Here is a 14,631-nt window from a genome sequence, read left to right on the forward strand (position 1 = left end):
GGACTCACCGTACGCCGACCGTTGATTCACCGCAGGTCGCTTAGCAGGAAAGGAGCACGGCCCGCCATGAGTGCCTAAAAACGAAACAAACCAGAAAATGAAGTATTAGCTACCTTATGCTTTATGCTGCTTTATGTCCTATATTTTGTTGAACTACTCCTGCCTTACTTGGCAAAGCAAGCCGCAAAATAGTGAGCCCCCATGTAACTATTGCAATAAAAGCGAGGTTGACGGCATAATCCCCCACGGTTCCCCCTCCATACACAAGGTGCATTGCTCCCTGAATACCATTCGGTGCCGGCAGGAATGTTCCAAGATTACGATAAAACGGGGTCAGCATTGAAGCTGCAATAACATTACCGGCCGTCATGAGCTGGAAAGGAACGAAGAGGACATTAAATAATGGCCCGAAGGTTCCAAATAATGTGAATCCGAGTTGGGTCATGCAAATACTTGCTGCAAAGACGAGTACTTCAAAGCCCCATAACTGCCAGAAAGAGGCTTCAACGTTTAGGAATATTTTTATCGCTGCTGATAGTAACAGCGGGACAATTATAGAGATAACGGCAAGTACCATTTGACGTCCGAAAAACAATTCCCACTTACCAAACTGTCGTTTCAAGATCATAGAAGCTATATTAAATTGAATATTCATTGTCATCATTGCTATGTAAGGTATAAAACCAAGAATCATAGGCAGCATTGAGGAGGAAAAATTTGATACTTCGTTAACCTTAATAACTTCCGCCTGAATCGGTAGTGGCTGCACATTGGAAACAAGAATGGTATTTAGTTGTTCCGTTAACTTCCGGGATAAGCCTTCCATCACAGACTTAACAACCTCTGAATTACGTTCATTTATATAATAAATCAGCTTTTCAGTACCATCAGCCGACGAAGATTGCAGATTACCTGGAATAACAATAACCATATCCGTGTTTCCATTGTCCATATTTAATAGTGCGTCTTCTTTGGATGATGTCACCACACTTTGAAAAGGAGCTTCTGTAGCCAAAAATTCGGCAATACTCCTACTTTCCTCATTCTCTACAACTAATCCAACGTGAAGCTGGTCAATTCGCTCAGTTGCACCGTTGTAGCCTGTCATCCAAATTAATAAAAAGAGAAACGGCAAAAAAAGAGAAAAGATAATTCCCATTCTGGCTGGCTTTTTTTTCAAAAACTCCGATATAAATTTCATTTATTCATCCTCATTTACATTTTTATTGTGTAAGTTCTCTTGCAGCCGATGCATTATATTCTCAAAAAAGTGCATTTCTTCAGCAGATATTCCCTCCCATGCTTGCACTTCGAGGGCCTCGGCAACAGGAATAAGCTTATTTAGCACATCTCTGCCGTTATCAGAAATGTATAGCTGAAAAGCGCGACGATCCGATGGATCAGGCTGGCGTTTTAATAATCCTTTGACCTCAAGCTTCTCAACAATTTTTCCTGTTGTCGCTTGATCCTTGTGTATGAGACCAGCCAGTCTTTTCTGACTGACTCGCTCAAAGTCACACAGTTGAAGTAGTAATCCATACTGCTCCGTCGTTAGACCAAACTTTTTAGTTTCCGTCGAAAAAGCTCTTCTATGAAGTGCAGAGGTGTGGTGTAACCAGTAGCCCAGCGTTTGTAATTGCTTTTGAGTAGTCACTTGGCAAATTCCTTTCTTGAATTTTAATAAGTATACTTATTATATGTATAGATATTTTTTTTGTAAATAGTTTTCTGTATTTGCAAAAACTCTTTTTCTATTTTTCAACTTGCTTATATCTATCATTTTTTTAATAAAAGCACTTGACTTTATAAAAAAAATAACCGGGGCCTTGACAGCCGTATGCTATATTAAAATGACCGCTATTTACATTTGCAATACAATATATCCTTGGAAAGGTTGGAGCAGATGAAAGAAAAAGAAGAGCAATTATCTATGAGTCAAGACTTTCTACTGAACGCCTTAAGGAAAAATAAAACGGAATGCACAATTATAACTACTAAAGGAGTACGTATTAAAGGAGTCATCGAACTTTTGGATAGCTATGTGATCTTAATCCGTTCCGAAAGAAGAATACTAAACATGGTTTATAAGCATGCCATATCCACTATTGTTGCTGACCAGTTGTTCACATAAAGTCGGTTATTTAAATTTTTCATTGGAGGTAAAAAAATGCTTCAACATCATAAACAGAATTACTCAGAGGTGAATTTTAGTGGACAGGACATGAGATACGGTGAACTAATTGGCTGTACCTTTACGCGTTGCTCTTTCACTAACGGGACGCTGGACGAAATAAATTCAATTAACTGCCGATTTATCGAGTGCGATTTTCAAGGTGCTTCATTGAATGGCTCTATTCATACTGAATCAGCTTTTGAAAACTGCAACTTTAGTCGATCAAATCTCTTTTCTTCAAAATTTGTTACCTGCAAAATGACCGGCTCGAATTTTACAGATTCTACATTGGATGGATTTTCAATTTCAAAAGGAGACTGGTCATATACCATATTGAGAAATGCAAGACTAGTAAGGCAAGATTTAAGAGAGGTGAGATTTCTGGAAGTAGACTTTTCGGGAGCAAACCTGGAGAAAGCAGATTTAAGAGGTGCTGATCTTACTTTGGCTTCCTTTTCCAAAGCTAAATTGCATGGTGCTGATGTAAGAGGGGCGAACATGAATGGAGTAGACTTTAAGGCCTTCACTATCTCTGGTATGAGATTAGATAAAGAACAGGCTATCTTATATACGCTTTCACATGGTGCCAAGGTGGATTAATATACTTCGCACCTCAACATTCTAACGGAACAATCTCTGTCAAAAGAAAAAAGTATTACACTGTCGATGGCATGAAGCTAACAGGCAGGAGAGTTCCAATATGTGGTATGTGGTGGTATTATTTTTTTATAAGTCTATCAGTTCTTATCTATCTTTTGTTCAAGTAACAGGGGGATTAAGTTCAATGAAGGAAAAGTTCCATCGCCACATAGGGGTTTACGGAATATGTATGGTTAACGAGAAAATTTTAGTTATTCGAAAAAGCTTAGGCCCTTACACGGGTCAATTTGACTTGCCTGGTGGACGGCTAGAAGAATCAGAGTCCTTAGAGCAAGGCTTAAAAAGGGAATTTAGCGAAGAAACAGGACACTCGGTTAAAGAACTCTACAATATTGGCGTTTGTGATTTTTCTGTGCTATGGACTCTACCGAATGACTCGACTGAATTCTTGCATCATATTGCAATTTTGTATGAAGTACTTGTCGCCGAAAAAATTGGTGGTTCCGTAGTTCAATTCGAGGGACAAGACTCTGATGGTTATGACTGGATTTCAATTGATAAGGTTACACCCTTAAATTCTTCACCGCTGGTGCAGCAAGCGGCCGAATGGTTCCGTACGAAGACCCTCCCGGTTAGAAGAAGTTTATATGACTACAGGTCTTCAAGCTAACGGGGGACGTTGGTTCAATAATCGCCTGTCAGATGAACAAAAGCAACCGATCGATGTGATCGGCTGCTTTCGTGAGTTATTGGGTTATCGTTTCCCGTTAGTTCAAAACTTGGCAGTATTATTATTCAGATTCCATCCGCAATAATGTCAAGAGATCATCGAAGATCCCAGGTGTCGTGAATACGACCTCTTCACCATAGAGTTCATTAGGGATGCCGTCTGGCACCGCCTGTACATGGCAGCTCATGGCTCCCGCCTCACGTGCAATCAAGCCTGCAGCGGCTACATCCCACGGTGAAAGACTTTCCGTATGGGCATCTAATTTTCCGGATGCCACATAACAAATGTCAACTGTCGGTGCGGCAAAACGCCTAATGTCACGGCAGCTTCTTCGGAGCCGGTTCACTCTTTCAATTGCCGGCTGGACTTTTGCTGGATCATGCGGAAAACCTGTGCCGATAACGGCATCTGATAGTGAAGTACATTTACGGATTTGTAAACGTTCCCCATTGCAATAAGAGCCTTCCCCTTTAATTCCAACATAAGTACAGTTCAGATCCGGCGCATACACGGCTCCTGCGAGCACTACGCCATCAAGGGCAAATGCTAATGAAACACCATAATGCGGCAGATTCCGGGAAAAATTAACGGTTCCATCTAAGGGATCCATTACCCAAACGGGACCGTCGAACTTGAACTGATCCCAGCTATGTACTCCATCTTCCTCCGAAAGAATTCGATGACCTTGAAATGTCCCCATTATGGCTTCCTGAAGGATTCTTTCCGACAGCAGGTCAGCAGATGTGACCAGCTCACCCGCATCCTTGTAATTCAATTCAACTTTTTCCTGGCTGCGCAGTTCGGAAATCCTGTTACCCGCTATTGTTACAGCCTGTTCTGCAAACAACGCCAATTCACGAAGATCGAACTTCATTTCGTTCCCATTCCTCCTTATATTTGCTGTACTATACCTTCTTTGTACTCGAATAGATGATCACTTTCTTTTTCTAATAAACAGGTAAGTACTGAACTACCATTTCAGCAATCCCTAAGTTGCCTGGATTCATGATCCAATCGATTTTCTTCCAGTCGAGAATTCCTTCTCTAGTTTTTTGTAGTGGGGTATTCCCTAATTTCGAGTCTACTTCGAATAGGTACACATATAATCCATCCTTTTCTCCCAGAGTCATATCGGGTTAAGTGTACTTTGTACAATTAAAATAGCGGAAATGAATCATTTTAAGTAAATAATGGTATTCTGTACATCTATTCTCCTCGAAAAATCCGGTTTCGGGCGTTTTTACCAAATATAAGTGTACAGAGTGCAGTTAAACCCTGCAGCGGATTAAGTTAGTCAGGTTTAGTTGCAGAAAGTACAGTTATTTCGGCTCGGCTCATTCATTATTTGGTGCCATTAACTATAAAACAGGTCAAGTGCATCACCGAGAAGAAGAAACGGGGACACTGCCGCCTTTAATTAGTTTTACAGATCTCATCTCTCTGCTTAGCCTAGTAGAAAATAGCTTTACTGTTGAAGAACAGCCAGGTTTACCACGTTAGCCCAAACCGTAACCCCAGCGAAGGAATTTGGCGATGGTAGCGGTAGATCGCCTCCTCGTCAGGTTATAACCTTAATTACGTTCTATCTAACAAATAACGATATTCAAATAATTGCATTTTTCTTTCCCTGATGGATAATACTTCCCGGTAATGGCACATACCCTACTTATCTATCTACGAACTTCGCAAACGCTCCATACCTGCCTGAAGTATTCGCGAAGTGATTAAACTATCCCTTGAATATTCTCATTTCATTCAGCCTTTCCCACGCAAAAAAAGCCGCCCCAAGCCACTTACATGACTTTGGGACAGCCTCTCAAGCTCCATTACTTCTTCAAATGATAAGGCACCGTAGTAACAATCACATCGCTGCGGAACAGCAGACGGGCGCGGATCAGCAGGCTCGACTGGTTGTGCAGGATGTTGTGCCAGCCTTTTTTCGGAATGAACTGCGGGATAATGACTGTGACTCTATGGTTTAGCTCTGCCGCTTTCCAGTTGATTGTATCAATGAACTTGGTCAACGGCTGGATGATGCTTCTGTATGGAGTATAGAGGGTCACCAGGCGCACGTCCGGCTGCCACTTTTTCCACTTCTCCTCGAATGCCGCTTCGTCTTCCCGCTCAAAAGGAACATATACGGCGATAATCTGCTGCGGTGACAGCGATTTGGCGTATTCCAGCGAATTCTCCACGACATGGGTGATTCCGGCCACCGGTACGATGATGACATTGCCTTCGATTTTAACCGTGGCTTCACAGGTTGTAATTCTAAGCTGGTCGGCGACCGCCTCATAATGCTTATGAATTCTATGAAAGACGAACAGCAGAATCGGCAGGAAGACAAACACAGGCCATACCTGCGTGAACTTGGTCAGGAAGAACATCATCGTGACGATGAAGCTGATCAGCGCGCCAACGGTGTTAATCACGAACTTCGGCATCCAGCCCGCAGGCTTTTGACGGAGCCATTTCACCATCATCCCCGTCTGGGATAACGTAAAGGGAATGAACACCCCTACCGCATACAGAGGAATTAACTGCTCCGTCTCCCCTTCAAATACATAAATGAGCAGCATCGAGAGCACGCCCAGGATAATAATCCCGTTGGAATACCCCAGTCTGTCACCGCGCATCGTAAACATACGTGGTATAAATTTGTCCTTAGCCAGATTGACTGCCAGCAGCGGGAACGCCGAATATCCGGTATTGGCCGCCAGAATCAGAATTAATGCCGTTGTCCCCTGGATGAAAAAGTACATCGCATTCCGGCCGAAGGTCTGCTCGGCAATCTGCGACACGACAGTAACGTCAGCACGGGGCGCAACTCCATAGTAATAGGCCAGCGTAACAATCCCGGAGAACAGGACCGCTAATAAAATCCCCATTGCCGCGAGCGTTTTAGCCGCATTGGAGGCTTCAGGGCTTTTAAAATTCGGAATGGCATTGGAGATCGCTTCAACCCCGGTTAACGCCGAGCTCCCCGAAGAAAAGGCGCGCAGCAGCAGGAACAGACTGATCCCGGCCACCGGAGTACCAAGTGAGGTATGCAGCTCCGCCGGAACATTCCCCGTTAAGATGTTATAAAGACCGGTGCCGATCAGAATGAACAGGGCCAGTACGAACAGGTAAACCGGATAGGCCAGCACGGATGCAGATTCCGTCACCCCTCTTAGATTCAATATTGTAATGAGGAAGACAAAGATAATGGCAATCAGCACTTTATGATCATGCAGGCTCGGAAAAGCCGATGTAATGGCATCTGTCCCGGCCGATACACTTACCGCCACCGTCAGAATATAGTCCACCAGCAGTGAACCGCCGGCGATCAGTCCGGGGTATCTGCCCAGATTTTCCTTGGAGACCACATAGGCTCCCCCGCCATGCGAATAGGCAAAAATGATCTGCCGGTAGGACAGGATCAATGCAGTGAGCAGCACTAATACCCCTATAGCAATCGGTATGGAATACCAGAAAGCCATCGTACCGACTGTAACCAGTACTATCAATATTTGCTCAGGACCATAGGCAACTGATGATAAGGCATCTGATGATAAGATCGCCAGTGCTTTCTTTTTATTTAACTTTTGCTCCCCCAGCTCAGTCGACTTCAAGGGCCTGCCAATCAAAAACCTTTTTAAAAAGGAAATCACGGGTTTCACGCTCGCTTTGCACATAGTCTTATTGTCCTGAAAGCATATCACCTGCCGGATTAAGCTAGTGTTAGGATTTCGCCTTCAGTATTAAGATTGCATTAAGATCGGCCCGTTTTTTTTCCATTAAAAAAAACCCCTTCCGGGGCTTACTTCGACGGCTCATAATGTACATGAACCTCAATGACTTCGTCGGATTTCATCAGCTCATTCTCCACATTGGTCGCAACGTTATGGGCTTCCTGAAAGCCAAGGCTGCCTTTGATCGACAAGACAACATCCACTACAGCATTGCTGCCGTAATTTCTGGCCCGCAGCTCCTTGACCTCTTCAACACCCTCAACCTGCTCAACAGTCTCCCTGAATGTCAGAATAATCGTTTCGTCAAACCCGTCCGATAGGTGGTGGGAGGCATCACGGAAGATGTCCCACGCTGTTTTGCAGATGATGAAGCCGACCAGCACCGCCGTTACAGGATCAAGCCACGGAAGGTTAAACTGGGAGCCGACGATCCCGATTACCGCACCGATACTGACCAGGGCATCCGAATAGTTATCCTTGGCGGCGGCCATTACAGCCTGGCTTTTGATTGCAAGCGCAAGCCGTTTATTATACCGGTAGACAAAATACATCACGACTGCACAGAACAGCCCTGTCCACACCGAGATCAGATCCGGCGCTTCTCCTCTGCCCTTAAAGACAGAAGCAACCGCCGTGATCAGAACCTGCAGTCCGACCGCCATCATTATAAAGGAAGCTATTAATGAAGCAATTGTTTCCGACTTCCAGTGGCCGTACGGATGGTCCGCATCTGCCGGCCGCTGTGCCAGCTTCAGTCCGATCAGCACCGCGATGGAAGCCACAATATCCGTTGCATTGTTCAGACCGTCTGCCTTAAGGGCTTCCGAGCCCGACACATTGCCGATTATTAACTTAAGTGCAGATAGACAGATGTAAGCAATAATGCTTATAACGGCCCCGCGTTCGCCCATTTTCAAGTTCTCATAACGCTGCTGCTGCTCCATGTTTCCAAATTCTCCCCTCGCCTTACATTGCATTGTTTCATACTAGCAGACGCAATTTGAGTGGGTCTAGAGAAACGTTTTTCGACGCGGGACGAATAATGTCACTTGGCAAAGAAGCTTGCCCTGATGCAAAAGGGTTGCGGCGGCGCATGCTTCAACCAAACTTTAACCGCGATGTAAAAACAACACAGCCCAGCGTAAGAGCCGCCGCTATAAAATAGGCTCCCATCAGATCGATCTGAGCCACGATAAAACCGGAGGAGGCGCTGCCCAGCAGCATCCCTCCCATCATCAGCGGAATAATAATCCCGTTGGTCCTGCCGATATACTCCTCTCTGATCTCCTGTATCATCATTGCGCTGAAGGAGACCTGGAAGCAGGCTGTGGCTATCCCGGACAGCACTCTCGCGCTTCCTGTCAGCACAGGCCAAACCGACAACACCTCTATGACGGTGATTGCCGCCCATATAATCATGATTATTGTAAAGACGCCTCGTCTATAGCGGGTTATTGGTGCTGTAAGCATGGCGGCCAAAAGACCGCCCGTAAGCATCCCCACACCCTCAGCGGCTGCGAACCACTGCACGCTTTCCTTTGGCAGACCCAGCCGGTTCATCGTAACAAAGACATCCAGAGGCTGAGTCAATCCCATCGCCAGACCCGAGATGAGAAACATAACCGCAATCAGCTTCAGGTTGGCATGGCCCAGCACATAACGGAAGCCTTCCTTGATATCCTTGAGCGGTGAGGTCCTCTCTGCCCGCTGCTCTCTGCCGGATGACGGCAGGAACAGCTGGATTCCGGCGGCCAGCGTGAAGATCAGGAACAAGGCAATAATCGAAGACTGGATTCCGAGCCGGGTATAGACTAGGGTTCCGAGCATCGGTCCAAAGATCGTGAACAAGGCCATCAGGCTCTGGTTAATCCCGACGGCCGTTCCAACCTCCTCCGCAGGGATATGCTTTTTGAAAAGCACTGCAGAAGACGGCTGGGAAAACTGGCTGACAATCGCCGAGATTACGGTGGCCGCGAACACCGCCTGCCATACTCCGCCGGCAATCAGCCCAAGAATCAGCAGCATTGATAATGCGCTTAGGGCATCGCCGAGGATGACTGTTTTTTTCGGATTCCAGCGGTCGGCAAAGGTTCCTCCGATTAGAGAGAACACAAAGATCGGCAGATACTCTAACGCAGTAAGCATGGATACAGCAGTTGGATTATTCCCGGTCTGATCCATAATGTAGAACAGCAACGCCATATTCCGGATCCATATTCCTGTCTGCTGCAGCAGATCGGCTGTGGCGACAATAAGAAATACTCTATTTCTGATAAGTTTGTTCATGAGACACCCCTGGCTGGTTTTTGACATTTGCTTTGTCAGTATAACGACTGTAAACTATAGGGTAACCCGATAGTCAAGATCATTAAACCAGGGAAAGGGAGCACTGCTATGTCCGGTATGCCGTCCAAACTTTTTACAACGAGCGAAATTGCCAGGACCTGCGGAGTGACCAAGCATACGCTTTTTCACTATGATGAAATAGGTCTGCTGAAGCCGGAATTTGTTAACGCAAAGGGGTACCGCTACTACTCGCTCCAGCAGTGCTACACTCTTGAAATGATCAGCGTGCTCAAGAAGGCCGGCAGTTCGCTGAAGGAGATCAAGGATTTCCTCGACAATCAGAATACTGACCGGTTTGTCAGCCTCATCCGCCAGAAGCAGCGCGAGCTTGAACTGGAGCTGAACCGGATGCAGCGGATACAGAGCTTTCTTGACGGTGCCCTGCAAATGACCGAAAACGCACAGAAGACGCCGCGGAATACACCGGCTATTGAAGAGCAGCAGACAGCTTACTTTATAACGACCCCTGTCGGGCCTGACATCAGCGATCATGAATATGCCCGCAAATACAGCGAACACCGCTGCTACTGCGAAGAGCATCTGATCATACATGAGCTGCCGTACTGGTCCATCGTTGACCTGCAGCAGCTTCAGTCAGGAGAATATTATCCAAGATATATTGCCAGCAGGCTGCCTGGACCCGCCCAGGGCGACAATATCATTATGAAGCTGCACGGGCTATACGCGGTCATGGACCATAAGGGATCATACGAAACTTTAGAACACACCTATGCAGCATTAAAAGAGTTCATCCAGAGCGAAGGCCATTCCGTGTGCGGCGACGCTTACGAAATGGATCTGTACAATTATTTCACCGAGGATAATCCGGAGCAGTTCGTGATCCGGATTTCGGTTCATGTGTGTCCTTGATTCCTCAAGGCTGGGAGCAAAACTAGTGAAATTAATCTGCATACTTCTCTAAGGATAGCCGGTCCTTTACGATCAGCTGCTTGTTGCCGACCAGCTCAATCAGGCCCAGGTCCTCGAACCGGGCGAACTTGCGGCTGATCGTCTCCCGGGTGACGCCCACATAGCTTGCCAGCTCCTCACGGGAGAGCGGGAGCTTGATCGCAAGGCCGCTGCTGCGCGGCTTGCCGTACTTATCGCCCAGCTCCAGAATCATATGGGCGATCCGGATTTCCGGGTCCTTGGTCGCCAGGCTCTGCGCCAGATTCTCGGTATGGGCCAGCCGCTTGGCGACGGTCTTCAGCAGCTTAATCGTAATGTCCGGATTCTCCGCCATCAGCTGCTCCATATCTGTACGGGTCAGCAGGCAGATGGCCGTCTCGGTCAGCGCGTAGGCGCTGAAGTTACTCAGCTCTTCGCTGCTCAGGATATTCAGCTCGCCGAAAAATTCCCCGCTGCTCAGTACATGCAGAATCTGCTCTTTGCCCTGCGGCGTCATTTTGGACAGCTTCACCTGTCCCTGCTGGATTATGAACAGCGTGTCTGTCGGCTGCTCTTCCAGAATCAGCACCTGGCCTTTGGCATATTTGCGGTGCCTGATCATCGCGCTGATCCGCGAGAGCTCGCCGCCGCTGAGCGAGGCGAAGATCGGCACCTTGCGGGTACACGGCTCCGCAGCGTTCTTACAGGAATGTTCCGGCATTTCTGTATCCCTCCTTGTTTTTTAGGAAACGATCCGTTTCTGTGCCACCGGCTCAAAATGAGTGGTGTCTTCTCCGCACACCGGGCATAACCAATCCTCCGGCAGGTCCTCAAACGCCGTACCCGGCTCCACATCCTCATCCGGATCTCCGAGCGCCGGATCGTAAATATAGCCGCATGGCTTGCAAATGTATTTGGTCATTGTCTATTCCTCCAGTGAATTGAATTAGTTGGATTTATGTTACTTAATTCTATTATTTATCATCTTTTACTATAATTAGTTGGAAAATCGCCACTTATTTTGAGCTAACCCCCCCGTTCGAGCCAAAACAATATAATTAGTTGGCACTATTCCACCTAAACTTCTAATACCGGTAGTTAGCCCTGAATTAGGTGGCGAATTTCCACTTAGTGTGCTCAGCAGCCGCTCGTAGGAGCATTCCCGCACACTAGATAACCGGCATAGCTGCACTCTGTACACTTAAAACTCCTATTACCGGCCAGAGCGGACAGTTAGTTGTATTCGGTACACTTAAATCTCCTGAAAAAGTCCGTTTCACCCGAAACAGCCCATTATAGTTGCACGGAATACATCTAAAGTTTAGAAACGTATAATATGGCTGGGTATAGTTGTACGAAATACACTTAAAGTTTGGACAGTGCGGTAGCGCTGGGTATCTATATAAACTATTCTGATACTCCAGAACACTGCTACCACACACCTCCGGAATCCCGTAACACTACGCATCCATTATTTCGCTATTTCGCTTCCCGCTACTTAACTACTCCACTACCCACTCTCAGCACTACTCATTTCCGCACTACCCACTTCTGCACTACTCACTCAGTACTACTCACTTCCGCACTACTCACTCCGTACTACTCTTTTCCGTACTACCAACTTTCCGACTACTAACTACTCCACCAGCGCCGCAATCCCGGCGACAACCGCCTCAAGACTGCTGCCCGCCACATCCAGCCCCTCCAGGCTCACGCCCCGCTCCACCGCTGCTTTATACAGCAGCGACGCTGCCGCACCGTCCCAGGCAAGCGCCCCGGCCAGCCGGTTGTCCTTGATGTAGATCCGCGTGTAGACGCCATCTACTTCACCTGCCGCTGACAGGTCACACTGCCGCTCATCCGTGTTTCCGATGGAGAACAGTGAGCTGCCAAAAGCGTTAAACAGCGTCACCGGAACCGGCCGGCGGTAATCTGCCGGATCTGCCGCAGCCATGTTCATACCGGCAACTTTGCCCTGCTCAATCGCTCCGCCCCACAAGCCTTCAACTAATCCATCCAGCTCAGCAAGGTCGCCGGCGGCATAGACATGGGGAGCACTCGTCTCCAGGTGACGGTTCACCAGCACGCCGGAACGGATCTGTATCCCGGTCTCCTGCACCAGCTCCGTATTCGGTACGATGCCGATGGAGTACACGACATGCCCGCAAGGAATCTCCGTTCCATCGTCCAGTGTGACGCCGGAGACTGCTGCAGCTCCGTTAATCGCAGTGACTCCGGCATGCAGCTTAACCTCCACACCGGCCTGTTCAAGAATCTGGCGCAGCCGCTCCGACGAAGCTTCATCGAGCTGCCGGGCCATCAGGCGCGGAGCTGCCTCAACAATCGTTACCGGATAACCGGCTTCATGCAGCGCCCAGGCTGTCTCCAGCCCCTGCACCCCGCCCCCGATAACAACGGCGCGCTGCCCGGCGGCCAGTTCTGCCTTTAAACGGTCGGCATCGCCCAGATCCCGGATCGTATGCACGTTCTGCAGTCCGGCACCGCCTACAGCCAGCGCCCGGTTGCGGGCACCCATGCAGAGCAGCAGCTTATGGTAGGTCACCCGGCGCCCATCTGCCGTCTCAACCTCCTGCGCCTCCGGATGGATCGAAGCAATCCGGCTGGCAGTGTGCAGAGTGATCCGGTTATCGCGGTACCACTTCTCCTTCTTAATCAGCACCTTGTCGCTGTGCAGGTCGCTGAACAAGCCCTTGGTCAGCTTGATCCGGTTATAGGGCAGGTGATCCTCCTCACCAAAAATCGTAATTTCCGACTCCGCATCCTGATCGCGGATTGCCTTAGCGGCATGAACCGCCGCTACACCGCTGCCGACAATGACATAATGTCTATTCATTTCTGTCAGCCTCCTTAGATTGCGCTCAGCAGCAGGTCAGAGACAAATTCAGCGGCGTTCTTGATCTTCTGCGTCTTCTCGGCTTCTTTCGGAGAGAAGCGGACGCGGATTGGGAACTCCACATGCGTCATGCCGGTGGACTTGATTACATCCGAAGTGCTCTGTACGGTCATATTGGTGCCGTTCAGGTAATCCTGGATAACCTCGATCGCTTCACCGCTCCAACCGTAGGAGCCGAAAGCTGCTGCCAGCTTACCTTTCAGATTCAAGAGCTGCAGCTCCCTGAGCAGCGGCTCCAGATTGCCGATCATATCGGCGTAACGGGTGGAGCTGCCGATGAAGACAGCGTCCGCCGCCTCGATGCTCTCGATAATGTCGTTCACATCGCTTTTATCCGCATCCCATACGGTTGCTTCGATCCCATTCTCCTGCAGTGTAGCCTGCAGAATGCCGGCCATTTTCTTCGTATTATTCTTAATGGTGGTGTAGACGATGGCCGCTTTCTTGCCCTGAGTCGTTTCCCGGCTCAGCTCGGCGTACAGGTCAATATACTTGCGGACGTCCTTACGGATCAGGAACCCGTGCGAAGGAGCGATCATCTCAATCTCCAGATCCTTCACGGCTTCCATCAGCGTTCTTACATATCTTCTGTGCGGGTGGATAATGGCGCTGTAGTAGCCTTTGAAATCCTCAGTGATATCAAAACCGGCCTCATCGCTGAACAGCTTCTCCACAGCAACATGGGTGCTGAAAATGTCGCACGGGTACAATATTTTATCCTCTATACAATAAGTAATCATCGTTTCAGCTGTATGCAGATAAGGGGTCTCCTTGAACAGAAGCGTTTTGCCGCCGATATCCAGCGTATCCCCGTCCCGAACCACCAGATAATTACGGCTGTGCAGCTTGTACATTTCCTGAATTTCCGGCACCGCAATCTCTGTGCATACAATAGTAGCATTAGTTGCCCGCATAGCCAGCGCAGCCAGTCCGCCGGAATGATCGGGTTCTGTATGGTTAATTACGATGTACGCAATATCCAGCGGGTCAATCAGCTCTGCCATCCGGTCTGCATATTCACGGCCAAACTCCATATCCACAGTATCAATAACCGTCGGCTTGCCGGTTTTTAGCAAATAGGAATTGTAGGTCGTGCCCTTCGCCAGAATCAGCCGGTGGAACGGCACCTCGCGGTTGTCGATTTTTCCTACCCAGTACGTATCCTTGGCAATCTTTATATCTGAAATATTCATCTCTCTTCGCCCTCCAATTTGATCTTGTTTATCTATCAGCACCCTCATTCTAT

The 14,631-nt window shown here is 48.0% G+C and carries 14 protein-coding genes; 4 read left to right on the top strand and 10 right to left on the bottom strand.

Annotated elements, in window-relative coordinates; all coding sequences use genetic code 11:
• Positions 1-121: 121 nt before the first annotated feature.
• On the bottom strand, positions 122-1,201 hold the full coding sequence (locus BN3772_RS00925) for a YhgE/Pip domain-containing protein (protein ID WP_042195707.1): 1,080 nt from the start codon (positions 1,199-1,201) through the stop codon (positions 122-124).
• Positions 1,202-1,654: a MarR family winged helix-turn-helix transcriptional regulator gene (locus BN3772_RS00930; protein ID WP_042195708.1), complete on the bottom strand. Its 453-nt coding sequence runs from the start codon at positions 1,652-1,654 to the stop codon at positions 1,202-1,204.
• A 249-nt stretch (positions 1,655-1,903) separates the two neighbouring features.
• Between BN3772_RS00930 and hfq the strand changes: the two genes are divergently transcribed.
• The 3 genes from hfq (at position 1,904) to BN3772_RS00945 (ending at position 3,443) form a co-directional block, all read left to right on the top strand.
• Positions 1,904-2,131: an RNA chaperone Hfq gene (hfq, locus tag BN3772_RS00935; protein WP_042195710.1), complete on the top strand. Its 228-nt coding sequence runs from the start codon at positions 1,904-1,906 to the stop codon at positions 2,129-2,131.
• A gap of 36 nt (positions 2,132-2,167) precedes the next feature.
• Positions 2,168-2,773, top strand: a complete 606-nt coding sequence (locus BN3772_RS00940) for a pentapeptide repeat-containing protein (protein WP_042195711.1) — start codon at positions 2,168-2,170, stop codon at positions 2,771-2,773.
• Between the two features lie 100 nt (positions 2,774-2,873).
• Positions 2,874-3,443 (top strand): NUDIX hydrolase, encoded by a 570-nt coding sequence (locus BN3772_RS00945; RefSeq protein ID WP_425280404.1) that lies wholly within the window; start codon positions 2,874-2,876, stop codon positions 3,441-3,443.
• A gap of 121 nt (positions 3,444-3,564) precedes the next feature.
• Here BN3772_RS00945 and BN3772_RS00950 read toward each other — a convergent pair whose 3' ends face one another.
• The 4 genes from BN3772_RS00950 to BN3772_RS00970 all read right to left on the bottom strand — a co-directional run bounded on the left by BN3772_RS00950 (position 3,565) and on the right by BN3772_RS00970 (position 9,550).
• Positions 3,565-4,377 carry an inositol monophosphatase family protein gene (locus tag BN3772_RS00950; RefSeq protein ID WP_042195715.1) on the bottom strand — a complete coding sequence of 271 codons (813 nt, stop codon included), beginning with the start codon at positions 4,375-4,377 and terminating at the stop codon, positions 3,565-3,567.
• 952 nt (positions 4,378-5,329) lie between these two features.
• On the bottom strand, positions 5,330-7,156 hold the full coding sequence (locus BN3772_RS00960) for an APC family permease (RefSeq protein WP_042195813.1): 1,827 nt from the start codon (positions 7,154-7,156) through the stop codon (positions 5,330-5,332).
• 149 nt (positions 7,157-7,305) lie between these two features.
• Complete coding sequence (locus BN3772_RS00965) at positions 7,306-8,181, bottom strand: cation diffusion facilitator family transporter (protein WP_042195717.1); 876 nt, start codon at positions 8,179-8,181, stop codon at positions 7,306-7,308.
• 154 nt (positions 8,182-8,335) lie between these two features.
• The gene (locus BN3772_RS00970) at positions 8,336-9,550 is read right to left on the bottom strand and encodes an MFS transporter (protein ID WP_086074334.1); all 1,215 of its coding nucleotides are present in this window, start codon (positions 9,548-9,550) and stop codon (positions 8,336-8,338) included.
• An 81-nt stretch (positions 9,551-9,631) separates the two neighbouring features.
• On the opposite strand from BN3772_RS00970, the gene BN3772_RS00975 reads away from it, so the two are divergent.
• Positions 9,632-10,453 (top strand): MerR family transcriptional regulator, encoded by an 822-nt coding sequence (locus BN3772_RS00975; protein WP_042195725.1) that lies wholly within the window; start codon positions 9,632-9,634, stop codon positions 10,451-10,453.
• Positions 10,454-10,484: 31 nt separating this feature from the next.
• Here BN3772_RS00975 and BN3772_RS00980 read toward each other — a convergent pair whose 3' ends face one another.
• From BN3772_RS00980 to BN3772_RS00995, 4 genes are all read right to left on the bottom strand, one after another.
• Positions 10,485-11,192 carry a Crp/Fnr family transcriptional regulator gene (locus BN3772_RS00980; protein WP_042195728.1) on the bottom strand — a complete coding sequence of 236 codons (708 nt, stop codon included), beginning with the start codon at positions 11,190-11,192 and terminating at the stop codon, positions 10,485-10,487.
• Between the two features lie 21 nt (positions 11,193-11,213).
• Positions 11,214-11,393, bottom strand: a complete 180-nt coding sequence (gene rd, locus BN3772_RS00985; RefSeq protein ID WP_042195730.1) for a rubredoxin — start codon at positions 11,391-11,393, stop codon at positions 11,214-11,216.
• Between the two features lie 714 nt (positions 11,394-12,107).
• A complete protein-coding gene (locus BN3772_RS00990; RefSeq protein ID WP_042195733.1) occupies positions 12,108-13,325 on the bottom strand; it encodes an NAD(P)/FAD-dependent oxidoreductase in 1,218 nt (405 codons plus the stop codon).
• Positions 13,326-13,339: 14 nt separating this feature from the next.
• Complete coding sequence (locus BN3772_RS00995) at positions 13,340-14,578, bottom strand: FprA family A-type flavoprotein (RefSeq protein WP_042195736.1); 1,239 nt, start codon at positions 14,576-14,578, stop codon at positions 13,340-13,342.
• Positions 14,579-14,631: the final 53 nt, after the last annotated feature.

The organism is Paenibacillus camerounensis (assembly GCF_000723885.1).
GTDB classification, from domain to species: Bacteria; Bacillota; Bacilli; order Paenibacillales; family Paenibacillaceae; genus Paenibacillus_AQ; species Paenibacillus_AQ camerounensis.